Annotated in this window: 24 protein-coding genes; all 24 read right to left on the bottom strand. The window is 41.5% G+C overall.

Translation table 11 applies throughout. The features are described 5' to 3' along the window. Nucleotides 1-23 precede the first annotated feature (23 nt). Complete coding sequence (locus KFE17_15295; GenBank protein QUO32138.1) at nucleotides 24-647, bottom strand: phosphoribosylglycinamide formyltransferase; 624 nt, start codon at nucleotides 645-647, stop codon at nucleotides 24-26. Continuing rightward, the gene (locus tag KFE17_15290; protein QUO33747.1) at nucleotides 641-1,666 is read right to left on the bottom strand and encodes a phosphoribosylformylglycinamidine cyclo-ligase; all 1,026 of its coding nucleotides are present in this window, start codon (nucleotides 1,664-1,666) and stop codon (nucleotides 641-643) included. The genes KFE17_15295 and KFE17_15290 overlap by 7 nt, the downstream gene beginning before the upstream one ends. A 19-nt stretch (nucleotides 1,667-1,685) precedes the next feature. Further along, entirely contained in the window at nucleotides 1,686-2,186 is a 501-nt protein-coding gene (gene purE / locus KFE17_15285) for a 5-(carboxyamino)imidazole ribonucleotide mutase (GenBank protein ID QUO32137.1), read from the bottom strand. Between the two features lie 176 nt (nucleotides 2,187-2,362). Further along, nucleotides 2,363-4,450 (bottom strand): aminopeptidase, encoded by a 2,088-nt coding sequence (locus KFE17_15280; protein QUO32136.1) that lies wholly within the window; start codon nucleotides 4,448-4,450, stop codon nucleotides 2,363-2,365. Beyond that, entirely contained in the window at nucleotides 4,451-4,810 is a 360-nt protein-coding gene (locus KFE17_15275) for a hypothetical protein (GenBank protein ID QUO32135.1), read from the bottom strand. Then, nucleotides 4,785-5,237: a VanZ family protein gene (locus tag KFE17_15270; GenBank protein ID QUO33746.1), complete on the bottom strand. Its 453-nt coding sequence runs from the start codon at nucleotides 5,235-5,237 to the stop codon at nucleotides 4,785-4,787. Before KFE17_15270 ends, KFE17_15275 begins: the two co-directional genes overlap by 26 nt. A gap of 63 nt (nucleotides 5,238-5,300) precedes the next feature. After that, a complete protein-coding gene (locus KFE17_15265) occupies nucleotides 5,301-5,465 on the bottom strand; it encodes a hypothetical protein (GenBank protein ID QUO32134.1) in 165 nt (54 codons plus the stop codon). Continuing rightward, nucleotides 5,465-6,145: an orotate phosphoribosyltransferase gene (gene pyrE / locus KFE17_15260; protein QUO32133.1), complete on the bottom strand. Its 681-nt coding sequence runs from the start codon at nucleotides 6,143-6,145 to the stop codon at nucleotides 5,465-5,467. Before pyrE ends, KFE17_15265 begins: the two co-directional genes overlap by 1 nt. A gap of 684 nt (nucleotides 6,146-6,829) precedes the next feature. After that, nucleotides 6,830-7,285: a zf-HC2 domain-containing protein gene (locus KFE17_15255; protein QUO32132.1), complete on the bottom strand. Its 456-nt coding sequence runs from the start codon at nucleotides 7,283-7,285 to the stop codon at nucleotides 6,830-6,832. After that, nucleotides 7,278-7,754 carry a sigma-70 family RNA polymerase sigma factor gene (locus tag KFE17_15250; GenBank protein ID QUO32131.1) on the bottom strand — a complete coding sequence of 159 codons (477 nt, stop codon included), beginning with the start codon at nucleotides 7,752-7,754 and terminating at the stop codon, nucleotides 7,278-7,280. The genes KFE17_15255 and KFE17_15250 overlap by 8 nt, the downstream gene beginning before the upstream one ends. A gap of 186 nt (nucleotides 7,755-7,940) precedes the next feature. Beyond that, on the bottom strand, nucleotides 7,941-8,570 hold the full coding sequence (locus KFE17_15245) for a uridine kinase (GenBank protein ID QUO32130.1): 630 nt from the start codon (nucleotides 8,568-8,570) through the stop codon (nucleotides 7,941-7,943). Nucleotides 8,571-8,603: 33 nt separating this feature from the next. Beyond that, entirely contained in the window at nucleotides 8,604-9,176 is a 573-nt protein-coding gene (locus KFE17_15240; protein ID QUO32129.1) for an ECF transporter S component, read from the bottom strand. A gap of 129 nt (nucleotides 9,177-9,305) precedes the next feature. Beyond that, nucleotides 9,306-11,129, bottom strand: a complete 1,824-nt coding sequence (locus KFE17_15235; protein ID QUO32128.1) for an ABC transporter ATP-binding protein — start codon at nucleotides 11,127-11,129, stop codon at nucleotides 9,306-9,308. Between the two features lie 2 nt (nucleotides 11,130-11,131). Beyond that, on the bottom strand, nucleotides 11,132-12,748 hold the full coding sequence (locus KFE17_15230) for an ABC transporter ATP-binding protein (protein ID QUO32127.1): 1,617 nt from the start codon (nucleotides 12,746-12,748) through the stop codon (nucleotides 11,132-11,134). Between the two features lie 793 nt (nucleotides 12,749-13,541). Further along, nucleotides 13,542-15,353 carry a helix-turn-helix transcriptional regulator gene (locus KFE17_15225; GenBank protein QUO32126.1) on the bottom strand — a complete coding sequence of 604 codons (1,812 nt, stop codon included), beginning with the start codon at nucleotides 15,351-15,353 and terminating at the stop codon, nucleotides 13,542-13,544. A 5-nt stretch (nucleotides 15,354-15,358) separates the two neighbouring features. Next, nucleotides 15,359-16,261, bottom strand: a complete 903-nt coding sequence (locus KFE17_15220) for a dihydroorotate dehydrogenase (GenBank protein QUO32125.1) — start codon at nucleotides 16,259-16,261, stop codon at nucleotides 15,359-15,361. Beyond that, nucleotides 16,261-17,043, bottom strand: a complete 783-nt coding sequence (locus tag KFE17_15215; protein QUO32124.1) for a dihydroorotate dehydrogenase electron transfer subunit — start codon at nucleotides 17,041-17,043, stop codon at nucleotides 16,261-16,263. The genes KFE17_15220 and KFE17_15215 overlap by 1 nt, the downstream gene beginning before the upstream one ends. An 89-nt stretch (nucleotides 17,044-17,132) precedes the next feature. Beyond that, complete coding sequence (gene pyrF / locus KFE17_15210) at nucleotides 17,133-18,059, bottom strand: orotidine-5'-phosphate decarboxylase (protein QUO32123.1); 927 nt, start codon at nucleotides 18,057-18,059, stop codon at nucleotides 17,133-17,135. A gap of 40 nt (nucleotides 18,060-18,099) precedes the next feature. Next, entirely contained in the window at nucleotides 18,100-19,377 is a 1,278-nt protein-coding gene (locus KFE17_15205) for a dihydroorotase (protein ID QUO32122.1), read from the bottom strand. Between the two features lie 175 nt (nucleotides 19,378-19,552). Continuing rightward, the gene (locus KFE17_15200) at nucleotides 19,553-20,770 is read right to left on the bottom strand and encodes a S41 family peptidase (GenBank protein ID QUO32121.1); all 1,218 of its coding nucleotides are present in this window, start codon (nucleotides 20,768-20,770) and stop codon (nucleotides 19,553-19,555) included. A 10-nt stretch (nucleotides 20,771-20,780) separates the two neighbouring features. After that, nucleotides 20,781-21,953, bottom strand: coding sequence for a peptidoglycan DD-metalloendopeptidase family protein (locus KFE17_15195; GenBank protein QUO32120.1), 1,173 nt, complete (start codon nucleotides 21,951-21,953; stop codon nucleotides 20,781-20,783). Nucleotides 21,954-21,967: 14 nt separating this feature from the next. Beyond that, entirely contained in the window at nucleotides 21,968-22,876 is a 909-nt protein-coding gene (ftsX, locus tag KFE17_15190) for a permease-like cell division protein FtsX (GenBank protein QUO32119.1), read from the bottom strand. Next, nucleotides 22,866-23,552, bottom strand: a complete 687-nt coding sequence (gene ftsE, locus KFE17_15185) for a cell division ATP-binding protein FtsE (GenBank protein ID QUO32118.1) — start codon at nucleotides 23,550-23,552, stop codon at nucleotides 22,866-22,868. The genes ftsX and ftsE overlap by 11 nt, the downstream gene beginning before the upstream one ends. Nucleotides 23,553-23,568: 16 nt before the next feature. Next, nucleotides 23,569-24,657 (bottom strand): helix-turn-helix domain-containing protein, encoded by a 1,089-nt coding sequence (locus KFE17_15180; GenBank protein ID QUO32117.1) that lies wholly within the window; start codon nucleotides 24,655-24,657, stop codon nucleotides 23,569-23,571. Nucleotides 24,658-24,821: the final 164 nt, after the last annotated feature.

Below are 24,821 nucleotides of genomic sequence, written 5' to 3'. Positions count from 1 at the left end.
CGGCGTGCGCCTCCCCGCTTTATTTATGAAATCTTTACTTTATGATCTTCAATCGTGATTCTCCCATTGGCAATCAGGTTAATCGCTTCCGGAAGGATCTTCCATTCTGCTTCTTCCATCACTCGTCTCTGCAATGTCTCCGGCGTATCATCTTCTGCCACCATAACCGGCTTCTGAAGAATGATCGGGCCCGTATCTGTTCCTTCATCTACAAAGTGAACGGTAGCTCCCGTCACTTTCACGCCACGCGCCAATGCGCCTTCATGTACTTTCAATCCGTAAAAACCGGTTCCACAAAATGACGGAATCAATGATGGATGAATATTGATAATACGGTTTCTGTATTTTTGGATCATCCGCTCCGGGATTACAACAAGAAAGCCTGCCAGCACGATCAGATCCGGATGAAGTTCATCTATTTTCTGAAGAAATGCTTCGTTAAAGGCATCTCTTGTCTCATAACTTTTCGGAGAGATACATTCATTGTAAATCCCCTTTTGTTCTGCGCGTGTCAAGGCATATGCATTTTTATTATTGCTGATTACACCCACGATTTCTGTATTCGTAATCACCTGCTGATCTACCGCATCCAGAATTGCCTGAAGATTCGTTCCGCCTCCTGATACAAGCACAAGTGTTCTTAACATAAAGTAACTCCTTTTTCTCCTGCTTCAATACGTCCTACCACATATGGAGCGTCTCCGGCTGCCTTAATTGCTTCCATTGTCTTGTCCACGTCGGCAGCATCTACAGCAAGTACCATTCCAAGTCCCATGTTAAATGTATTGTACATCATCTGTTCTGCAATCTCGCCTTTCTCAGCAAGAAGTCCAAAGATTGGCGGTACCGGATAGCTGTTCTTCTCAATGACTGCATGTGTTCCCTCAATCAACATTCTCGGAATATTTTCATAGAAACCGCCCCCTGTAATATGGCTGCAGGCCTTCACTGTCACACCGGCTTCTTTAATGCTCTTTAATGCTTTTACATAAATTCTCGTCGGAGCAAGAAGCGCCTCTCCAAGTGTACATCCAAGACAATCATATGGTGTATCAAGAGATTCTTTTGTCATCTCAAATACTTTTCTTACAAGAGAAAATCCGTTGCTATGTACGCCGGAAGATGCCATACCGATCAGAACATCTCCTGCTTTCAGATGCTCGCCTGTGATCATATCTTTTTTATCACACACGCCAACTGCAAAACCGGCAAGGTCATAATCGTCTTCCGGCATCAGTCCCGGATGCTCTGCTGTCTCACCGCCGATCAGCGCTGCTTCTGACTGAAGACATCCTTCTGCCACACCGCTTACGATTGCTGCGATCTTTTCCGGATAGTTCTTTCCACATGCAATATAATCAAGGAAGAATAACGGCTCTCCTCCTGCACATGCGATATCATTAACGCACATTGCAACTGCATCGATTCCAATTGTATCGTGCTTATCCATAATCATAGCAAGTTTTACTTTTGTACCACATCCGTCTGTTCCGGAAAGAAGTACAGGCTCTTCCATTTCTTTAATCTTTGCCAGAGAAAATGCACCGGAAAATCCTCCCAGTCCACCAAGTACCTCCGGACGCATTGTTTTCTTTACATGCTCCTTCATCAGTTCAACAGATTTATATCCTGCTTCAATATCTACGCCTGACTGTTTATAATCCATACCCATGCCTTTTCTCCTCCTAATAAGCCTCGTAACCTACTTCATCAAGACGTGCGGCTTTTGCCTGCACTGCTTCTTTCATTTCTACCGTATATGCTTTCAGCTTCTCTAACAGTTCTGCATCAGATACTGCAAGAATCTTTGCTGCAATAAGTGCTGCATTCATTCCGCCGTCAATTGCAACTGTCGCAACCGGTACTCCAGGCGGCATCTGCATAATAGAGAACACCGCATCCATACCGTCTAATTTGCTTCCAGAAAGAGGTACTCCGACAACCGGCATCGGGAAAAGCGCTGCACACATTCCCGGAAGATGCGCTGCCATTCCGGCTCCTGCAATGATTACTTTGATTCCTCTGTCCTCTGCTCCCTTTGCCCACTCAAAAAACACATCCGGCTCACGGTGCGCAGAAATGATTGTCATCTCATAATCAATTCCGAATTTTTCCAGCATCTTTGCTGCCTTGCTCATTACTTTCAGGTCAGAATCACTGCCCATCACAATTCCTACTTTTGCCATCTTGTCCATCCTTTCTCTCACTGAATCTCGTATTTGAATTTCGTGTTTGAATCTAATGCTATTGTACTAAATGCGTCAATTGCCTGTCAATCCTCCCGAAGCTTTGCACCTATGGCTTTTTCTAATAATCATATATAATATATGCTTATAAATATTTTTATTTTATTTTGTTTTACTTATAAATATAATTCTTCCAGTTCTTTCAGCGGTTTATTCAATTCTTCTGTGCCAGGGAGAACAAAGCGCCCGTCCTGAATAATCATAATCTTCTCTCCATTTGCCTTTACTGCACTGATTTCCGCCAATTCCTTATATGGAATCGTAATATCTGTATGGCACTGGAAATATGCTTTTGACACATCTTCTCTTCGCTGGATCGAAATAGAATTATCCTTCGCAATAATTTCTTTTCCGTCTGGATTATATACTTTTAAGTCCTCACTCCAGGAATAGCAGGTATCGCCTACTGCAAAATGCGGGCCTGTTTTCTCTGCAATGAGAATTGTATATTTATCGGCAATACCGTATTTTTCCGCTGCCGCATAGGCTGTCGTATTCGTTCCGATAGCAAATTCACCAATCGGAAGCGTCTCATGGCGATAAAGAATATTTTCAAATATGTACTGCTTATTATCTTCTTCTGTATCAAAATTGCTGCATGTATAGTCTGTAATACAGCCATCCTGGAAGTGAATTTCCAGATTGCGGTATGCCATCTGATGAAGATATACTTCACTGACAAAAAGTGTTCCCTCGGTTCCTTCCAATACCGGAGATGTAAACACCTCTCCTGCCGGAATATTTACATCTGCTGAACAGTTTTCAAACTTTGTCTCCTTCTGAGGATCCTGAAGCGGGTGCAGTTTCACCCTCAAATTCGTCTTATTGTTTCCTTTTCCACAGATTTGTGCGTACTCTCCCTGATCAAGGGCATCAATAATATGCTGCTGGATTCTCTCATATACTTCCGGATCAAGCGTATTGATCTTTACAACCTCATCAAAAATTTCCGGGAATTTTTCTCCGATCTCCGGACATGGATAAGAAATGATCGTAAAACATCTCTCATCACCTTTTGTATACTGCTGGAACATCTGACTGCGTTTCCCTGCGAACAGATTTACAAGTTCTTCCTGCTTCTTTGTCAGGTTAACTGCCGCATCATTTTTCTCCGGCGAAAATCCTTCCTGACCAAACAGTTCAATCAATGCCGGACCTGCAAACTGCCCTGCAGTCTCACGGATCTTCTCAAAAGCATTCTTTTCTACATCAAGTTTTCTCTCAGCAAACTTCTTATCAAATATCAGTCCGATATCATTTCTGTGATCGAATTCATACTGTGGATTCGGCACAGCCCCGTAAAAACCGCTCCGCATTGCAGATCTTCCTGCCAAAATGCTTACGCCGGAACGAAAAACTGATACCTCAATATCCATCTTTCTAAAATTCTCAATGATTTTGCGAGCTGCCCGCTCAAACCCTACCCGGAATTCTAAATCTACCACATGTTTTTTGGAAATATCCTTTCCTCCAACCCGGAATCCTCTTGCCAGTCCATTTGTACAGTTATCTGCAATTTTAACAATCGTTTCTTCCGGAAGACGATTCATAAATTCCGCCATCTGCAGTTCCGTATCTGTAATATATTCTCCATACTGATATAAATAACGAAGATCTGTCAGATCACTGTCTGTTACCACATCTCTCAGACAGCCATACTCCGGTACAAACCGACTTGTAATCGCATCTGCTGAAAACACATCGCAATAATCACTTGCAAACCAGTAAAAGATCTCTCTGATCTGTTCATACTCCGGTTCTTCTGTCTCCTCGAAACAATTATAAATTTCCACAAACAGTTCATTTAATACGGTAAGATACAGCAGGCGATCTTCAAATACATACGCAATTTCCGCCCGCAGCTCTGTGTACACTGCACTTAATAACTGACCAAATGTATCTCCAAGCATCTCCACAGCATATGCCGGATTTGCATAACTGCTGTTATACTGTTCCGGCAGGATATCTTCATACAATCTTTGGTTTTCTCTTTGAAGTTCCTCTATTGTCAGTTGTTCGCCATGCGACAGACGATTTCTTACCTCTTCAATCATGAGAAGAAATGCAGCCGTTTTTTGAAAATACGTTCGATACGGCTCTTTCGTTGTCTCTTCCTTCCCAATCTGCCTTAACCGCTCGATCGAGAGTTCATAGCGCTCTTTTGCTTCCAGATTTTCTTCTATTTTCCATTCTTTTTCACGCATTTATAATAACCCCCTGAAAAATATTCCGGTCAGCCCTGCAATAAATATCATATGGCAGACAACTCCGATTCTGCATGTTACATGATTTCTGTCCGGCTCTTTAAACCCTCGTAAAGCCATAAAAAATCCAATCCATGAAAAGATCATAGCGCTCATTCCAAGCCCGCCAATATAGGCAGCCGTCTTTCCTCTACTCAAATATGCCAATAACAGCATTCCTGCAATCACAAGAAAAATTACAACTGCCAAGCCGCAGGACCAGACTCCTTTTCGCGCCTCTTTTAATTTAGATTGTCCGTATTTGCGGGCTCCCTTCTTTCTCCGCTCTTTGATTCTATCTTTTTCTCTTTCTGTTTTCATTCGCAATCCATCGTCTCCTTACTCCATTACAGATTAGAAAGAGGAGGTATCCTACGATACCTCCGATTGTATTCAGCAGCATGTCATCTACATCCAGACTGCCAACCTTCGTAATCAACTGAAAAATCTCTACTCCAAAGCTTAGTCCAAAACTGTAAAACAGTGTTCCCAGCAGACTTCGATAACGGCTTGCCATCGGAAGAAAAAATCCAAATGGAACAAAAATCAGCACATTACCAAACAGATTTGTCATAAATGCAAACATTCCAAGCTGTTCCCGATAGTTCCAGAACCTTCTAATCTCTCTAAACAATTCCAGATTACATCTGTACTCCTGTGTTCCGCTGACATCACGTCCATACCAGTCTGAAAACAGAAGAAAATAGATCAAAAAGATAATATAACAAATAAATAATACTTTTCCCATCACACGCAGGAGTTTCTTATTTCTACTATTCAATCTTCATAACCCCTATTTATAATCCCTGTTTTAAAATGTCAGTTCTGATTTTCTTCTTAACAGATTCGCTCCGCTTACAATGGAAATAATTCCTGCCGTGATTCCTGTCACAATCATGATAATTCCAATCACAATATTACCGGCTCCTGCACGACTCATTGTCTTATATGCTCTTTCCACTTGCATCTCCTCCATTATTTTGCTCCATACTGTTCATAGTATGCGTCAATCGCTGCCTTTAATGTATCATCAATAAGAACTTTTCCATTTACTTCCTGATTATAAAGACACTCTGTTACTTCTGCCATATCCACAATTGCCGCTGTCGGGAAACCATATAAGTCTTTGATCTCATCTAAAGCGCACTTCTCGCCGCCTTTTCCAACTTCCATACGGTTCAGAGATACCATAAGTCCAACAATCTCAACGTCTGCTGCTCCTTTTACTTTCGGAACAGTCTCTTCCATTGATTTTCCGGAAGTCGTTACATCCTCGATCATAATGACGCGATCTCCGTCTTTTAATTTGCTTCCCAGGAAACTTCCTTTGTCTGCGCCGTGATCTTTCTCTTCTTTGCGGTCAGAACAGTAGCGCACTTCTTTTCCGTACAGTTCGCTGTAAGCAATTGCTGTCACAACTGCCAGTGGAATCCCTTTGTATGCAGGTCCGAATAATACGTCAAAATCATCTCCATATGTATTATGGATTGCCTTCGCATAGTATTCTCCCAATCTCTTAAGCTGAGAACCTGTTACATAACCTCCTGCATTCATAAAGAATGGTGATTTTCTTCCGCTCTTTAATGTAAACTCTCCAAATTTTAAAACTTCACTTTCCACCATAAAGTCAATAAATTCTTTCTTGTATGTTTCCATTTCTTCTAAAACCTCCGTATTTACAGGCTTTTCTCGCCCTTATTTTCTATTTTTATCCCCTACTACACCATTTTTACACCATTTCACACTCAACTACACCTTTTCTCGAACTTTTCCATTTCCAAGAACAGCGTGTCCTCTGTTACGTGGCAATACAAGTCCATTGTCATTTGTAATGTGCCATGTCACAAAATTTCTGCAATGTTTTGGGGTTCATGCCACATTCGATTGCTCTTGCAGCAAACGTATGCCAAAGTGTATGTAATGTAAAGGGGGCAAAATCTATACCTGACATGTTAGACTATTAATTCTTTCCCGTTAAGTGATTTACCCATCACTGCCTCCTTTCCCAGCAAAATCGAGAAAAGAACTATTAAATCTTCTCAATTTTATCATATATTTCCTGTTATTTCAATTAAGGAACTTCCTTTACCTATTCTTTTGTTAATGTAATCTGCATACTCACCGGCTGATGATTGCTTTTACTTTACTTAAAACATAACGCCTAGTAACAGACAAAAGGACTTGCAAGGTTTTTGACCTTTCAAGTCCTCTGCTCTGTCATGGTTCTATTGACTGTATTCATTCCGTCAAGGACCGCCCTACGGCATATCGGTTCCGCCTTATTTCCTGATCTCACTAAACGTCAATGAACCGAAAGTCCGCAAATTCTTTTAAACCATTTTATGATACATTCTTTCTAATTATTTTCCTGATAAGTAATATAAGAAAAAAATAAATCACACACACTGCAATCCCTGTAACACAACTCCATGCCACCAATACATACCAAAGATTTTTTAACCTTTCGATTTGATAAATGGCTATCTCTCCACGCTCAAGGACGGCAAATCCTAATCTCGCAATCGGATAACATGCTCCTAGAATAAAAGCAATAACCGCTCCCAAAACAGTCAACATTTTTTGATAAAACCTCACTTTTTTTAATGGATCAGTTTTTAGTTCAGCAGTCGTAGTTGAAACATCTATTGGCATTTTCATCGCTACCATCTTTTTTTTACATTCTTCACATTCACTTAAATGTTTATCAATATCTTTTTTCGTTTGTTCTGATAATATATCGTCTTGATATAGCGGTAATAAATCTGAAATAATATAACATGGAATTTCTTTATTCATCTTTTAACATCTCCTTTACAATTTTTTGTTTTCCTCTAAAAAAAGTGACTCTTGTCCAATTTTCTGTTTTACCAATTATCTCTCCTATGTCATAAAAAGATAAATTGCTGATCAACCTTAAATACATCACTTCACGCATAGGTTCATTCATGTCATGTATCAACTGTAATATTTCTTTTTGCTCCCATTGAATATTTATTCCCTTTTTATCCTCTATTTCCAGAATGTCCTCCCTCAAGGATAAAGTTTCTTGATGTTTTCTTAAATATTTCAGCCAAACATTTTTAGCGATTCCACATAACCAAGTCAAAATGGAACTGTTTTCCTTAAATCTGTCAATACATTGAACAGCTTGAAAAAAAGTCTCTTGTGTAAGTTCTTCTGCAAGATCTTCATTATTTGTCTTGCTCAACAAAAACAAAAATACTTTTCTTGAATACATCTCATATATTTCTTCAATAGCCTGCACCTTTGACCTCTGACCTCCCTTCCATTTGTTAGTACCGATTTTTTCTATTTTGTTACAATCATATTTATTAAAATAATCATGGGGCGATGTTGTATAATCGCCCCATGTATAATTTATCCATTTCTCTATTCAATTTTGTTTCAAATGTCCCTTTAGCCAAACTGCACCATTTTATTTCAATGATTTCTAAATCTGCTCCGCTTCTCCACAAATATCGCACGCTTCCCGCACATGGAGTTCTGTAAAATATCTCTCCTCCAGAGGAATCCATCTTGTCCGAAAGTGTTCCGCCCCTTCTTCGCCATTTCGAATACGTATTCTCCGCATTTGCTCCTCCGGTCCAACATCCATAAAGATCTTCAGATCATAGAACGCTCTCAATAACGGATGACAGGAATAGGCACCCTCTACAATGGTAATTCTTCCGGGTTCTATAAGTATCGGGGCTTTCAATCCTTGAATCCGACAGTCAAATGGGCGAAACGTACACGCTCTTCCCTCTGCAATCGGAAGAAGCACTTCTTCCAACATCCTTTCCCGATCCACATTGCCGCCCGGCTCCGAAAGTCGCTCCCGTGTACGCTGTTCAGGGCGAAGAAAGAAATCATCCATATGTATCACATTAACATGATCTACGTTCAGAGCAGACACGCATTTTTCTGCCAGTTTTCCTGCCAAAGTTGTCTTTCCTGACGCACACCGGCCGTCAATGGCAACAAGAATCTTATCCTTCCCCGACTCCTTCATAACTTTTTCAATTTCATCCAGAAGCATTTCTTCCGCTATCATACTTCTTCCTACTCTTTCCAGACTCATACACGTTTCCTTCATCTCGTATCTTTCGTTGTCCTATCTCGCCGCTTTTGCCGTCTCTTTTTCCTTATGTGTACTTCCGAAACGGACAAGCCCTGTTCTGTTCAATGCAATCATCACTGCCGGAATAATCAATAACTGTGCAATGATTCCGGGAACTGCATTGATAAATGCACCTGCCATGAACATCTGCCATGTAAATCCTGCTCCTGTTACACCGAGAAGCACTATTTGCACAACTCCCCAGACAACTCTTCCTGCCAGCATTGCAGCAATGAGCGAACGGTAAAGCGCGACAATACATTTCCATTTAGAATGTTCATACAGCCATCCGGACACAAATCCATATGTCATTAATTCAAATGCCATTGCTGTCGCTGTCGGAAACAACGGCGGCATTCCAAGTGTCATGGAACGCAAAATCGGAAGAACAAGTCCAACTGCCGCACCATACTGCCATCCGCAGATTAAGCCACAGAGCAGTACCGGAATGTGCATTGGAAGCAGCATATTGCCAATTCTCGGAATCTGTCCTGTGAAAAACGGAAGGATCATTCCGATGGCAAGAAACATCGCCGCTAACGTCATATTTTTAATTTTCTTATTCATTCTGTTCCCTCCTCCATTCTTATAAAAACTAAAAACAACATAGCATCATTTTTCTTGTTTGTCAAACAAAAAATGTGCGCCGGTCTAAACCGTAACGCACATTCCATTTTTAATACTTTTCTTCATAAACTAATTGTGATAATACTGTGCCTGCGCTTTCCATAATTCAGAATATAGGCGACCATTTTGCAGCAACTGTTCATGAGTTCCCCTTTCCGCAATCGTACCGGAGTCAAACACGATAATATCATCACAGAAACGGCAGCTACTCATTCGATGAGTAATAAAAACACTCATTTTATCCTCTGCCAGTGTGTCAAAATTTTGATAAATTTCATATTCACTAATTGGGTCAAGCGCCGCTGTCGGTTCATCTAAGATCATAATCATGGCATCCTGGTACAGCGCTCTTACGATTGCCAGTTTCTGTTTCTCTCCCCCACTGAAATTCACCCCATCTTCACTTTCTGCAAACATCGGCGTCTCTAGCTTTTCCGGAAGCTCATTTACAATCCGCTCCACACCTATTTCTCTGAGACATTTCCATACTTTTTGCTCGTCATATTCCTGAGCCACTGCAATATTCTGTCCGATTGAAAATGCAAACATAGCAAAATCCTGAAAAACCACTCCGAATAATTTCAGATATTCTTGATAATCGTACTCTCTTATATCAATTCCATTTAATGTAATATAACCTTCTGTCGGCTCATAAAGCCCACAGAGCAATTTTATAAATGTCGTCTTTCCGGCTCCATTTCTTCCTACAATTGCAGTTCGACTGTCGGCGCTGAGTTTGCAGTCAATCCCCTTAAGAATCTCTGTTTCATTTCCCGGATAGCGGAAGCTCACGTGATGAAATTCAAATTCATAGTCTTTCACATTTTGTTTCGGAACACTTAGCTTTCCTTCCCGGCGCTCTTCTTTCATCTCCATAAATTCAACCAATCCGCGCATCATTTCACATTTCCGTTCAATTTCTCCATTGATCCAGATCAACATCGTCACATCCGTCATAAATCTAGTCGTCGCTCCTGCATATTTGCTGAAAGAACCGATAGTGATTGCATTGCCCGCTATTTTTATCAAGATCAGCGCATATGAATACACTGTAAATAGCATGCCGATTCCCTGTCCCGCCAACTCCTGTTTCCTTCGGACAGTTCTCATCCGCTTATACAAATCTGAAGAGGTTTCCAGAAATCTGCTGAAATTCTTCTCAATCATATCGTTCATTTGATAGATATGACACACTTTATTTGCCTCCGGATTCCCATATATATTATCCATATAATAAGATAATCCTTGTTCTGCGTCCCCGTGCTCGGAATAGATCTGACTCTGGCGTTCACTCAGCCGTTGATTGGAAACCGTTGTTAGTTTCACGATGCTCCAGAACATCATTCCGAAACTTATAACCGAAAACCAAACGCCTGCGCTACCCATTTTCCCCTTCAAAAAACACATGTGCACAACCATTCCAACGGCAGTTACTATTGAAAGCGCCGAAACAATCAGTTGCTGATACAAATACAAGACTTGTTCTACGCCTCCATACATGTCAATCGTCCGCTCAGCCAGATAAATTTTTCGGATCACTTCGGGATTTTCAAAGGATTCAAACCGCATCGAAAGTGCCTTTTTTCGCATCAATATTTTTAAATCTGTGTAGAGCATCTGATATTTTACAGACATACTTTTTGTAAGCTGGTTCTGAACTAATCCAAAGAACAACTCAGACAAAATTAATATCCCCGAATGTAGTACTGCCGATCTCCACTCCTGTCGCAGCAGATCGTCTATGATTCTCGCTGAGTAAAATAATCCAAAGTAAAAAGAAAATATTTCTAACAAAGAGGAACCTGTCGATATCAAAATTGCCTGATGATCTAGGTGGTGTAATACTTTCAGGAGGTAAAAACCTGTTTTATGGAACTTATACTTTTCAAACATATCTACCCCTCCTCATAATACTTCGCCTGAATTTCATACATTTCTGCGTACTTTCCATGCTGTTCCATCAGTTCTTGATATGTTCCAAGTTCTGCAATTCTTCCCTGCTCCAAAAATACGATCCGATCACAAAATCTAGTGGAGCTTAAACGATGGGAAATGTAAATCCCCGTTTTCCCTTCCGTGAGAAGATGATATTGCCGATACAATTCATTTTCCGCAATCGGGTCAAGTGCCGCTGTCGGTTCGTCTAAGATCATAACCGAAGATTCTTTATATAGCGTCCTGGCAAGCAGCAACTTCTGAAGTTCTCCTCCAGACAACTCTATCCCCTGGGGATCCAATACCTTTGTCAGCTTCGTTCTTTCTTTTTCCGGTAAATTACTGATCCGTTCTCCAAGCCCCGCAAGTTCCAACTTCTCTTTCAGTTTTTCCCTGTTCTGCTCTGCTTCTGGAAGCCCCGTCACATTCTCAGCGATTGTTGCTGCAAACACAAAGATTTCCTGAAACGCAACTGAAAATTCCTGCAAATAGCTTTTCTGATCAAAACACCTGATATCGGTTCCATCCAATAAAATTCTGCCTCCGGTAGGCTTATATAGCCCCAATAGCAATTTCACAATCGTAGTTTTTCCTGCACCATTGATACCAACCAGCGCCAGTTTCTCACCACTTTGAATTGTTAAATCTAAATCATGGATACAATCCTTTTCAGCTCCCGGGTATCGAAAACATACGCGCTCCATTGTCAACGTATGCGAGGACAGCGCATTTGGTACTAGTTCACCTCCTGTGCATTTCTCTTCTCCATATTGCAAGAAAACATAGAAATAAGTTACCAACGTATGATTTCTTATCAATTCTTTCATGTTATCAAATAAATGAAGGATCCATCCGTTAAATCCTGCCACAATTCCCAGATTCAATATAAATTGTTCTATCGTCATTGTGCCACGATGCATAAAATAAATAAATGCTCCATACACAATCACATCTCTCACAAATGCAAGAAGCTTCTCTAAATGATTAAAGATCAGATAGTAAGATGCACTTTTTTTCTGAAGTTTACATATTTTTGTCCGCAAAGAATTAAATTCCTCCGTAAACCATTCCTGCATCCGGTAAATCCGTATATCTTTTGCGCCTTTTTGTTCCAAAGACGCATGATACATCGACTGAAGTCTGGTATATTCCGCGCTCAACTGATCTTGCACAAAAAAATCTTTTTTGCTGGTCAACATGCTTGCGAAAATAATTGTCACTGTAAAAACAATTAAGATCAACACAAAAAAGTAATTTGTATTTCCAATCAAAGCTGCGTATGTAATAAGTCCCAAAAGATTGACACACACTTCCACAAATTGTTTCAGGAACATTTCAATTCCATTTTCATTTCCTTCGTAAACGGCTCGCCTTGCCTTTTCGAACTGTTTCTGCCCCTCCTGACTTTCACACAGATCATAAGGAAGCTCCAACGCTTTCTTTATAAGTCTCTTCCCTTGTTGATTTCGGAACAAAAACAACATTTGCTCATACAAATGCAGCGCATAAGTATCTATCATTTGCAATAGAAGTATGACAATTAGGAACCCCAAAAGCTTTCCGATCTCTACTTCCACTTGCCTGCCCCTCATCACCCCAACGACATAGCTCGGAAAAACCGCAAAAAGCAGAGGCACTAACACACCGAGCACAATATGCAAAAAAGCATATCCAAAAAAGCCCTTGAAGCCGTCTTTCCTCAATAGTGAAAAAGAAAATTTAAGATTTGTAATAAAACTGTTTTTTTGCATATGATACTCCCGATACTCCAATATTTTTATTAATAATAAACATAATTATCTGAAAAATTTATTTTAAAATCTTTTATCAATTTTCTCATAATACTATAACCTCATTCAGACATATTCTTAATATTATCTCTAATTAGTAATAAAATACATACATGGCATAAAACTCATACCATGTATGTATTTTACTACTATCGTCCTGCCCCACATGAATGTGATTGATTCATACATCCTGTTTGCGGTGGCCCAATTATTGAACTACAAAGCTCAACTTTTTCCATAGAAATTCCATCCTTTCGTTACTTATTCTATAAAAGTTTGTCGACAAATCTTACAGCGTCTTCATCATATCACTCATTGGTGCAAAAAAACATGACGTTTTATGAAAATTTAATTCCCATAAAACGTCATGTTTTTTATGTTCCCATTCTGGTAACATGTGCGTAACAAAAATGAAAGAAGGTATTTAGTATGAAAAAATATATAAAAAAAACAGTTTACTTATTTGGACTACTTTTGACTTTGGCATTTACTAATAGTCTGTCTGTTATTACATTATATGAATCTTCCAGTTATCAGTCTATACCTCCACAAACTGATCCGGGCGATTCTTGGGGCAAAACTAACTAAACTCAACGATTTCAAGAAGTCCTTTCTCTTTCAAATACTCTCTATTGCAATTATAACGATATGTGTTTTTCATAAGTTTGAGAATATCTAATGCTTGACGAAATCGTTCTATACATTTTTTATTATGTTGCTTTTCCAATATACACGCTTCTATCGAAAGTATTCTGCCAATTCGTTTACCCATTCCTATACTTAGTGCTTTCTCAGCCCATATGAGACATTTATGAAACGGTTCTTTAGAAAAGCCATGTTCTTCCATTGCTCCCGAATAATTTCCGTTCATAAGTTCCCAAATTCTAAAATTAAATATTGAATGAACTTTTCTGCTCTCACATTTCTCTAGCAATACTTTCCAAATTTCAAAGGCTTTATCTACTTCCCCTTTTTTTTCATAACTACACGCAAGAAGATTCAAAATGATATTTTCTGTTTCTGTTAAATTGTGCTCAAAAATATTCTTCTGATCTTCTAGTGTCAATGCTAGCAAATGATTTAACTGTAAAATATACTCATCTTCATTAATTTTTTGAAGATGCACTAAATACATTAAATTTTCTACTCCAACATACTGTTGATTCCGTTTCTGACTCATATCAAGTTGCGCTTCTAATTTCCTTAAAAGTTCATTAGCCTTTTCATAATCTTGTTGTTGATCATACGCCGTTATCTGTTTTTCCAACTCCAACACACTATATTGCTCTGCCACAACCATCATAGATATACGTTTTCTTTCCCGATGCATTTTTTCAAGCATAGCTTCCAGCTTTCTGGTGTTCGGTCTACGTTTTCCTCCCTCGATCCGTGATAATGTCTCCGGCTCACAGATTCCGTCCGCAAGCTCCGCCTGTGAAATCTTTCTCGCAGTCCTTTCGTGACGGATCAGCTCATAGTCCAATTCAAAATATCGGTTCCAGTTATGAAATAGTCTGTAGTTCTCCAAATGAATATCTGCCTCTTTCTCTAATGCGAGAAGCGAACGACTTTGACTTTCCAGTTCTTTTGTTTTCTGTATATCCTCTCTTCCTCTCTTCAAAAATTCTGCATAGGTATCCAAAATCTCCGTCATATACAATACCCTTCCGGTATTACACAACACCTCTAACGCTGTTTTTAACCAGTAACAGCATTTATCATAATTTTCTGCTGTCTTCTTTTTTTCTACCAACAGCAAAACCGCATACGGATATACCTTCGCCAGTTCCTCTTCCTCGAATGTATGGCGATTCAAATAGCAAAATACCTCTTCCAATTCTTTTTCTTTTCTCGCACCAGCACTTTTCTGACTTACTTCCCACCGAAACAATAAAAGTTTTAATTCCTCCGCACTTAATGCGCTCCCATCTGTTAGACAATTTTCTGGATCCATCGTCTGTACAATCGCCTCTTCGATCCACTTCAAAACTTCTTCCACCGCATCTTTCTCCTGACTTTTCAGCCACAAAATCTGCGCCCACATCTGACAAATGTATTGCCGGTGAATTGGCTGCTCTGCCTGCTTCTTTCGTTCATACTCTGCAAGCACCTTTTCGGCTTTCTCAAAATCTCGATGACAAATCGCCCTCTGTACAAAATACTGCAGCTCATACAGTTCATAGACATCCAGCGACATTACATATTCCAGACGATCTGTTGATTTTCCCAACCGCTCAAATAAGCGATCTAGTTCAAAATATCCCGGCTCTGTCTGCTCCGCCTCCACTCGGGCATAAGCAGACAATGAGTAAATCCCTTTGCAAAGTTGGCTTTGCGTAAATTCTGTTTCTTTTCTGAGCTTCTCAAGCAACTCACCAATTCCTTTTCCCATGATTTTTAGTCAACGATCCCAACCATGTCTTTCACGTGCTCAAAACCATTTTTCTTCATGTACGCCTCAATTCCATCAACAACTTCCATCGTCACTGCCGGATTATGGAAATTCGCTGTTCCGACAGACACTGCGCTTGCCCCTGCCAGCAAGAATTCAATTGCATCCTCAGCACACGCAATACCGCCCATGCCGATGATCGGAATATTAACCGCCTTCGCTGTCTGGTACACCATCCGCACAGCAATCGGTTTGACTGCCGGACCTGACACTCCGCCTGTTTTATTTGCCAGAGCAAATGTTTTGCGGTTGATATCAATCTTCATACCGGTCAATGTATTAATGAGTGAAAGAGCATCTGCGCCTCCTGCTTCTGCCGCCTTCGCAATCTCTGTAATATCCGTTACATTTGGTGTCAGCTTCATGATGACCGGCTGCTTTGCCAGCTTTTTGATCTCTCTCGTCAGTTGTTCCACATGTTTTGCATCCTGACCAAATGCAAGAAAACCGGCATTCACGTTCGGGCAGGAAATGTTAATTTCCATCATATCGATTGGTTCGTCTGCAAGGCGCTCTACCACCGCCAGATATTCTTCCGGCGCATGCCCGCATACATTCACAATGATTTTTGTATCATACTGTTTCAAAAACGGTATGTCTCTTTCACAGAATACATCGATTCCAGGATTCTGAAGTCCGATGGCATTCATCATTCCGCCATACACCTCAGCTACCCGCGGCGTCGGATTGCCCGGCCACGGAACATTTGCCACACCTTTTGTTGTTACTGCACCAAGACGGTTTAAGTCTACGAAATCACAGAATTCCGCTCCGGAACCAAAGGTTCCTGATGCAACGGTTACCGGATTCTTCCACTCCACACCGGCAATATTTACTCTCATATCCATTATAATTCCACCTCCGTAGACAGAAATACCGGACCATCCTTACAAATACGCTTATTATGTACATTGCTGTGGTGATCCTTTTCTTTTGACTTGCAAACACAGCCAAGACATGCGCCGATTCCGCATGCCATACGTTCTTCCAGTGAGATATAGCACTCGATATCATTTTCCTCTGCATATGCCTTTAACGCCTTTAACATCGGTGTTGGCCCACATGCATAAATAATATCCGCGGTAAGCGCCTGCTCACGAATGGCATCCATAACATTTCCCTTTGTACCGACACTGCCGTCTTCTGTAGAAATGTACACACTTCCGTTCTGCTCAAATTCTTCCCGAAGGAATGTCTGAGCATCGCGATATCCAACAATGATCTGTTTCTCACAATTTAACTCTTTCGCAAGCTCCAGAATTGGGGGAACACCGATTCCACCGCCGATCAAAAACGCTTTCTTTCCTTCCGCTGCTTCCAACGGAAAGCCATTTCCCAAAGGTCCGATAACCGGAAGTGTATCTCCTGCTTTCATCTTGGAAAACTGCTCTGTTCCTGTATTCTCTCCTGTCACACGATATACAACCCGAAGCATCTCCTGCTCTTTATCAATCTCACAGATGCTGATCGGACGAGGGAGCAGCTTGCTTCCATCATTTGTATACATAGAAATAAACTGTCCCGCCTTTGCTGTACGGGCTGCCTTTGTCTTCAGCCACATGCTGAAAATCCCCTCTGCAAGCTGCTCCTGAGCCACAACCTGCACTTGCTCTCTTTCTCTTTCTGCCATATTTCTCTTCTCCTGTCGTTTTTCTTCTGATTCTCGATAAGCCGCCGTACTTCCCCCGGCGGCTCATCTAAGCTTTCCTTCATCACTAATTAACGATTATTTAACGCTTCGCTGATATCAGCAACCATAGCCTCAACAGCTGCTCTTGACGCATCTCCAAAGTTCTCCGGTCCGAATTTTGCATATGCTTCCTGCTTGTAAGCAGCAATGATTCCTCTGGAAGAATTCACGATTGCTCCAAGTCCGTCTTCATTAAAGAAGTGTACCAGATCTTTTCCTTTACCGCCTTGTGCGCCATAACCAGGCACAAGGATGTATGTCTTTGGCATTACCTTTCTCAAGATCTTACCCTGTTCCGGATAAGTCGCTCCCACTACTGCTCCAACATAACTGTATTCATCACCCATTGCCTGCTCGCCCCATGCAGCTACCTGCTCTCCGACAAGCTCATACAGTGGTTTTCCATCAACAAGTCTGTCCTGGAATTCTCCGCTTGACGGGTTAGATGTCTTCACAAGAACAAAGATACCTTTCTTTTCTTCCTGACATACTTTCACAAACGGATTTACACCGTCAGATCCAAGATATGGATTCACTGTTGCGAAATCTTCATCAAACGGCACATAACTCTTGCTTCCAACCTGTACACGTCCAAGATGTCCGACTGCATATGCAGCAGAGGTAGATCCGATATCTCCTCTCTTAATGTCTCCAATGACAACAAGTCCTTTTTCTTTACAGTAATCTACTGTTTTCTTAAACGCCATCAGTCCAGGAATTCCAAATTGTTCATACATCGCAATCTGTGGTTTTACTGCCGGGATCAGATCATATGTCTTATCAACGATTTCTTTATTGAACTGCCAGATTGCCTCTGCCGCTCCTTCTAATGTCTCACCAAATTCTGCAAATGCTTTCTTCTGAACATGCTCCGGTACATAATTCAGCATCGGATCCAGTCCTACTACGATCGGCGCATTTGTCTTCTTAATGTTTGCAACTAATTTGTTAATCATGGTTATTCTCCTCCTGGTAAATAAATATATTTGCTTTGATTTACTTCTTATAAACGAGTTTTCCGTCCACAAATGTATGTGTCACTTCGCCTTTTACTTTCCAACCGTCAAATGGTGTGTTCTTTCCTTTAGACAGAAACGTATTCTTATCAACTGTATATTCTGCTTTCGGATCGAAGATCACAAGGTCAGCAGTCTTTCCTTCTGCCACAGCGCCTTTGTCTGACAGTCCGAGTACCTGAGCCGGATTCCAGCTCATCTTCTCAGCCATCTGCATCGGTGTCATAAGCCCTGTCTCAACAAGCTCTGTATAAGTAAGACATGCTGATGTCTCAAGACCTACGATTCCGAAAAACGCATTCTTCATAGAGCAATTTTTCTCTTCTTCGGAATGTGGTGCATGATCGGTTGCGATCACATCCATAATATTCTCTGAAAGTCCTCTGCGCAGCGCCTCTTTATCTGCCTGTCCGCGCAGCGGCGGATTCATCTTATAGTTACCGTCATCTTCTTTAATATCGTCTGATGTCATAGCAAAATGATGCGGGCAAACTTCTGCTGTTACCGGAAGATTCTCTTCTTTTGCATATTTTACCAGCTTCACGCTGTCTTCCGTAGAGCAATGGCAAAGGTGAAGGCGCACCCCTGTCTCTTTTGCAAGAAGGATATCTCTGGCAACAATCACATCTTCGACGGCATTCGTGATGCCCGGAAGTCCAAGCTCTCTTGCCTTCTCATCAGCATTCATCACACCGCCTTCTACCATCGTAATATCTTCGCAATGTGCAAAAATCGAAATCCCACACTCTGCCGCAATCTTCATTGCTTTCCGGTAAAGAGAAGCATTCATCACGGACTTACCGTCTTCACTGATCGCATGACATCCTGCCTCTGCCATTCCTTTAATATCAGCAAGCGCTTCTCCTTTTTGTCCCACTGTGATCGCCCCGAGCTGAATCACATGCACCGGACACTCTTCTTTTGCCCTGCGGTGAACATCTTCTACTTTCTCTTTCGTATCAATGACCGGCTTTGTATTCGGCATGGCGCAGATCGTTGTCACGCCCCCTCTTGCCGCTGCACTTCCCCCTGTTGCAAGCGTCTCCTTATATTCCAGTCCAGGATCTCTTAAATGTACATGCAGATCGATAAATCCAGGCATAACATAACTGCCGGCGGCATCAATGATCTCATCTGCTTCTGTCTCGATCTTCTCGCCTACAGCTTTGATCTTATCATCTTCCACCAGCACATCATACCGACCATCTCTCTTTGTCAAAGGATCTAATACATGACCGTTTTGAATTAAAATTTTCATTTTCTCAATCCTTTCTCGTTTATTTCCCTCCGAACCATCTGAAAATGATCCGGAAATAATTTTATCCATATATTTTTATTTTAACATATGCCATAATGTAAGAAAAGCAAAAGATTCATGTCTCCACAAATCTTTTGCTTTTTTATATTGTCTTTCTGCGATTCGTTCACATCAGCTACTGCTGTACCTGACTGCGAAGAAGCTCCAACGCTTTTTCCATCTGATTATCCGCTTCCGGATTTGTCTCATCATAGACATATTCGACTTCCACATCCGGAACGATTCCGGTTCCGTCAATATTTCTTCCTTTCGGAGTAAAATATTCCGCAATCGTAAGCTTCACCATTGTACCGTCCGTCATTGGAAACAGCTGCTGTACAACTCCTTTTCCATAAGTTGTTGTACCGACAAGCTGGCCGATTCCATAATCCTGTACTGCTCCGGCAAAAATTTCGGATGCACTGGCGCTGGCGCCATTGATCAGCACTGCAAGCGGTTTTTCCCACGGTGTTTTTCCATCACATTTATACTCTGTGCGCTCTCCATCCCGCTCCTCTGTATAAACGATCAGCCCTTCCGGAAGAATTTCTCTTAACATATCACAGACGGTAGAAAGATTTCCTCCCGGATTTCCACGAAGATCAATGAGCATAGATGCCATTCCCTGACTTTCCAGAGCTGCTTTTGCTTCCCGGAACTGTTCCAGTGTAACTTCATCAAATTCAGACACCCGAATATATCCGATCTGGCCTTCTTTCATCTCATAACTGACCGTCTGCGTCTGCAGCTTTCTGCGCACGGCAGTAATCTCAATCTCTTGACGATCTGCTCCCCGCAGCAGCGTCATTTTGACCTCGGTGCCTTCTTCTCCTTTTACCCGCGTAACCACTTCACTTAGATCGACACCCGTCACTTCTTCTCCTTCTACTTTGTACAAAATATCTTCATTTTTCATTCCCGCTTCTGCAGCTGGTGAGTTTTCATAGACATTGGCAATCGTAATTACTCCTGTCTCTCGATTCTGCGACATAAGGGCTCCGATTCCGCTGTACTCCCCCGAAGTAGATTCCATCATTTCTTTTGTCTCCTCGGTGGTATAATATGCAGAATACGGATCATTCAGTGCCGCAATATATCCCTGATAGATTCCTTCCGTAAGCGCTTCTTCATCTACCTCTTCTTCATGGAGATAGACTTCATCGATCAAACCTTTTAGTTCTTCCAGCTTCTTCTCTGTATACTGTCCTACAACCTGACCAGAGCCGCTTTTCTTCATACTTCCAAGATCTATATGATTTATCACGATCACACCTGCTCCTATGGCAGCTGTGATTACTAACATAGCAAGGGCGCCTGTCAGCGCCCCTTTTAAAAATCCCTTTTTATTATCCATTATCCACACCTTATGATAAATAATTGAACGGATCTACCGGTTTTCCATTCAGTTCTACCTGGAAATGCAGGTGTACTCCTGCGGAGTTCCCTGTGTTTCCTGTAAGACCTAACTGCTGTCCTTTCGATACATACTGCCCGGTTGATACACTAAGAGCTGAATGATGCATATACTTTGTTACAAGACCTCCGGAATGTTGAATAACAACCCAGTTACCGGCGCTGTTGCTCCAGCCGGCCATCAGAACTCTTCCATCTGCTGCTGCATAAGTCGGAACTGCTGCTCCACCTGTTCCGAAGTCAACTCCCTTATGGAACGAATTGTCAAAATCACGATAGCCAAACCCACTTGTCAGATATCCTGACGGACATGGATGTGCAAATGTTCCATTACCGGAAATTACATTGTCTCCCGGCGGTACATAAGAACCGCCGCCTGAATTATTTCCACTGGAACTGTTTCCGCCTGACGGTTTCTGCTGCTGTTGCTGTGCAAGCTCTGCCTGCTTTCTCGCCTCTTCTTCCGCCTTTGCTTTCTCAATCAGCGCCTGAAGCTCAGAAGCCTTTGCTCCAATTGCGGATTCCAGATTCGCAATTTCGATTCCTTTGCTGTCAAGGAGTGTCTGTACCTGTGTCTGCTGTTCTCCAAGCTGAGCCTGAAGCGCGCCAAGCTCTTCATATTCTGCTTTCAGCGCTGCTTCCTTTTCCTGTACTTCTGTCACGATCTTCTGAAATTCCACAAGCATATTTCTGTCATATTCTGTAATCTTGGAAATATACTCTGCCTTATTCAAAAGCTCTGCCATGCTGTCCGATGTAAAGAGAATTTCCAGAAGCTCGCCGCCTCCGTTCTCATACATAAAACGGATCCGCTTCTTCATACTCTCATATTGATTGTTTTCATCAATTTTTGCATTAATCAGATCATTCTCTGCCTGTTCGATCTCAACTGCCTTCTGATCTACTTTCGCATTGGTTTCCTGCATTTGTGCGATAATGCTGTTCAACTGCTCTGAAAGCGCATTCTTCTCTTGTTCTGCTGCCTGCTTTTGCTGTTCTAACTGCTCTTTTTCTTTCTGAGCCGCATCAATCTGTGTATCTGTCGCGCCTGCCTGCAGCACACTTCCCATACTGAGGAGTCCTGCCAATAACAGTGCGGCTGTTTTTCTGTATCGTTTTTTCATCTGTATCTCCTATCCTATACTTTCAAGTGCTTTCTGATTGTAAAGGTACTTCCGACTAAACCGATTCCCATTCCCAGGATCAGCCCGATCGGCAGCAGATATGTATATACATAGTTTACCGGAAGGAAATCCAGAATATGATTCAAAATAGAGAATTTTTCCAAAATATACTGAATTGCTTTGTTATACATAAAATATAGCAAAATCAGTGGAATCAAAGCTCCGATCAATCCGATGATCATACCTTCAATGATGAACGGCGCCCGTACAAAGAAGTCTTTTGCACCGATGTATTTCATAATGGCAATCTCTTCTCTTCTGACAGTAATACCCATTGCAACCGTATTACTAATCAGGAAAATAGAAACAGCCAGAAGAATACCGATGATTGCCGCTGAAACATAGATGATCAGCTTATTTACTTTCTCCAGCGTCTTTGCCACCACATCTGAACGGTTTACTTTCTTAACACCATCCAGACTTTCTGCATATTCGACAATCTCTGTTTGATTTTCTACTTTCTCCATGTAAACTTCGTAGTTATCTGCTCCGGCAAGCGGGTTGTCTTCTTTGAATCCTTCCGCCAGATCTGCATTCTCACCGAAATACTCATCGCGGAATTCTTCCCATGCCTCATCTGCAGATACAAATTTTACTTCGGCAACACCTTCATGATCACGCAGTTTTTCACCAATATCGGAAATCTGATCCTGCGTCACGCCATCTTCAAAAAATACTGTGATCGCCACACCTTCCTCAGCAGCCATAACAATGCTATGGAAGTTCAGGACAATGGAAAAGAAAAGTCCAAACACGAAAATACATGCAGCCATCGTTGCTACGGATGCAAGGGAGAACAGCTTATTACGGCTGATGTTCTTGATTCCCTGCTTCATAGAATATCCTACTGTACTAATCCTCATTATTATACCCACCTTTTCTTTCGTCGCTCACAATAACACCTTTCTTCATTGTGATTACTCGTTTTTTCATTTCGTTAACGATCTCCTGATTGTGGGTTACAACCAGAACCGTAGTTCCTCTCTCATTCGCTTCCTCCAACAGCTTCATGATTTCCCATGAGTTTGTCGGATCCAGGTTACCTGTCGGCTCATCTGCCAGAAGAATCAGCGGCTCATTCACGACTGCACGCGCAATGGCAACTCTCTGCTGTTCACCACCGGAAAGTTCCTTCGGGTAGGCTTTATACTTCTGTGCAAGCCCTACAAGCGACAGCGCCGCCGGTACTTTCTTCTTGATTACTCTTGTCGGTGTTTCTGTTACGCGGAGTGCAAAAGCAATATTATCGTAAATATTTCTATCTTTTAAAAGCCGGAAATCCTGGAACACTACTCCAAGCGTTCTTCTGTACTTCGGAATATGACGATGTTTCAGACGGCCGAGATTCTGACCGTTTACAACAATCGTTCCCGATGTCGGATCCAGCTCTTTCATAATCAGCTTGATCAATGTTGACTTTCCGGAACCGCTGTCACCTACGATAAACACGAACTCGCCGGCTTCAATCTTCAGGCTGATACCGTTCAGGGCTGCGATTCCCTTCGAGTATTCTTTCGTTACTTCCTTTAATTCTATCATATGCTCCTCCTAATTACTAATACTCCAGTGACTCCATATACTTCATATACTTCACTACCATGAGCGCAATCTTAAATGTGATCGCATCCTCAAACACGCGAAGATCCAGTCCTGTGCTCTTCTGAAGCTTATCAAGGCGATACACAAGCGTATTTCTATGAATATACAGCTGTCTGGATGTTTCTGACACGTTGAGACTGTTCTCGAAGAACTTATTAATCGTAACCAACGTCTCCTCATCAAAATCATCCGGAGATTTCCCCTCAAAAATCTCGCGTATGAACATCTTACAGAGCGGAATTGGAAGCTGGTAAATTAATCTGCCGATTCCAAGCGCACTGTATGCAATAACATCTCTGTCATTAAAGAAAATCTTTCCAACGTCAAGAGCAAGCTTCGCTTCTTTGTATGATTTGGACACTTCTTTAATGTCATTGACAATGGTACCATATGCAATATGGATGCCTTCTTCCCCTTCTGACTTTAACAATTCCAGGATGTTCTCCGCAATCTCATCCATCTCCTTGTATCCGTCATCCGGTCCGATCTCCTTCACAACAATAATATTTTTCTCATCTACCGCTGTGATAAAATCTTTTGACTTTCCTCCAAGAAGCGTGCGCACATTCTCAAGTGTGCTGCCGTCTTTTTCACGGGAAGTCTCAATAATAAAGATAACACGTCTGACTTCTGTGTCAATATGTAATTTTTTAGCACGGTTGTAAATATCAACCAGAAGCAGGTTATCAAGCAGAAGATTCTTAATGAAGTTATCCTTATCGAAACGCTCTTTGTAGGCCACAAGGAGATTCTGAATCTGGAAAACTGCAATCTTCCCTATCATATATACATCATCACTGCCCCCGTTGGCAAGTAAAATATATTCTAGCTGATTCTCATCAAAGATTTTGAAGAACTGCCGGCCCTGTATTACCTGACTGTCTGCCGGAGATTCCACAAAGGACAGCACTGCACTCTCAAAATTATCTGTCTCCGTAAAAGTACTTGCGAATACTTTCCCATCGACATCCATTACACACAGATCAATTCTTGTAATTGCTTTCAATCCTTCGATTGTATTTTGAAGTATTTGGTTTGATATCATTCCTCTTCCTCTCCTTCTCCGAATCCATGCTTTTTCAGCATCGGCATTTTTCACAATTATTTTGTTATTCTACTCGTAATATGTCTCTATGCATCTTACTATTTTAATGCAAAACCACAAAAAAAGAAAGAGGAAAATGCATATTTTTAGGCATTTCCTCAGAC

It is taken from the genome of Faecalicatena sp. Marseille-Q4148, assembly GCA_018228665.1.
Lineage (GTDB): Bacteria > Bacillota > Clostridia > Lachnospirales > Lachnospiraceae > UBA9414.
Note: the sequence above shows the minus strand (reverse complement) of the source record. Positions and strands in the feature narration are given on the sequence as shown.

Excerpts from the sequence above, each read along its gene's own strand:
- KFE17_15265 (QUO32134.1), bottom strand. The coding sequence starts at position 5,465 with ATGGAGGAGATGCAAGTGGAAAGAGCATATAAGACAATGAGTCGTGCA.
- KFE17_15245 (QUO32130.1), bottom strand. The coding sequence starts at position 8,570 with ATGAGTCTGGAAAGAGTAGGAAGAAGTATGATAGCGGAAGAAATGCTT.
- KFE17_15270 (QUO33746.1), bottom strand. The coding sequence starts at position 5,237 with ATGGGAAAAGTATTATTTATTTGTTATATTATCTTTTTGATCTATTTT.
- pyrE (QUO32133.1), bottom strand. The coding sequence starts at position 6,145 with ATGGAAACATACAAGAAAGAATTTATTGACTTTATGGTGGAAAGTGAA.
- KFE17_15280 (QUO32136.1), bottom strand. The coding sequence starts at position 4,450 with ATGCGTGAAAAAGAATGGAAAATAGAAGAAAATCTGGAAGCAAAAGAG.
- KFE17_15275 (QUO32135.1), bottom strand. The coding sequence starts at position 4,810 with ATGAAAACAGAAAGAGAAAAAGATAGAATCAAAGAGCGGAGAAAGAAG.
- KFE17_15180 (QUO32117.1), bottom strand. The coding sequence starts at position 24,657 with ATGATATCAAACCAAATACTTCAAAATACAATCGAAGGATTGAAAGCA.
- KFE17_15255 (QUO32132.1), bottom strand. The coding sequence starts at position 7,285 with ATGAATAAAGAAATTCCATGTTATATTATTTCAGATTTATTACCGCTA.
- ftsX (QUO32119.1), bottom strand. The coding sequence starts at position 22,876 with ATGAGGATTAGTACAGTAGGATATTCTATGAAGCAGGGAATCAAGAAC.
- KFE17_15290 (QUO33747.1), bottom strand. The coding sequence starts at position 1,666 with ATGGATTATAAACAGTCAGGCGTAGATATTGAAGCAGGATATAAATCT.
- KFE17_15235 (QUO32128.1), bottom strand. The coding sequence starts at position 11,129 with ATGTTTGAAAAGTATAAGTTCCATAAAACAGGTTTTTACCTCCTGAAA.
- KFE17_15200 (QUO32121.1), bottom strand. The coding sequence starts at position 20,770 with ATGGATAATAAAAAGGGATTTTTAAAAGGGGCGCTGACAGGCGCCCTT.
- KFE17_15225 (QUO32126.1), bottom strand. The coding sequence starts at position 15,353 with ATGGGAAAAGGAATTGGTGAGTTGCTTGAGAAGCTCAGAAAAGAAACA.
- ftsE (QUO32118.1), bottom strand. The coding sequence starts at position 23,552 with ATGATAGAATTAAAGGAAGTAACGAAAGAATACTCGAAGGGAATCGCA.
- KFE17_15220 (QUO32125.1), bottom strand. The coding sequence starts at position 16,261 with ATGGATATGAGAGTAAATATTGCCGGTGTGGAGTGGAAGAATCCGGTA.
- KFE17_15205 (QUO32122.1), bottom strand. The coding sequence starts at position 19,377 with ATGAAAATTTTAATTCAAAACGGTCATGTATTAGATCCTTTGACAAAG.
- pyrF (QUO32123.1), bottom strand. The coding sequence starts at position 18,059 with ATGATTAACAAATTAGTTGCAAACATTAAGAAGACAAATGCGCCGATC.
- KFE17_15215 (QUO32124.1), bottom strand. The coding sequence starts at position 17,043 with ATGGCAGAAAGAGAAAGAGAGCAAGTGCAGGTTGTGGCTCAGGAGCAG.
- KFE17_15240 (QUO32129.1), bottom strand. The coding sequence starts at position 9,176 with ATGAATAAGAAAATTAAAAATATGACGTTAGCGGCGATGTTTCTTGCC.
- KFE17_15295 (QUO32138.1), bottom strand. The coding sequence starts at position 647 with ATGTTAAGAACACTTGTGCTTGTATCAGGAGGCGGAACGAATCTTCAG.
- purE (QUO32137.1), bottom strand. The coding sequence starts at position 2,186 with ATGGCAAAAGTAGGAATTGTGATGGGCAGTGATTCTGACCTGAAAGTA.
- KFE17_15195 (QUO32120.1), bottom strand. The coding sequence starts at position 21,953 with ATGAAAAAACGATACAGAAAAACAGCCGCACTGTTATTGGCAGGACTC.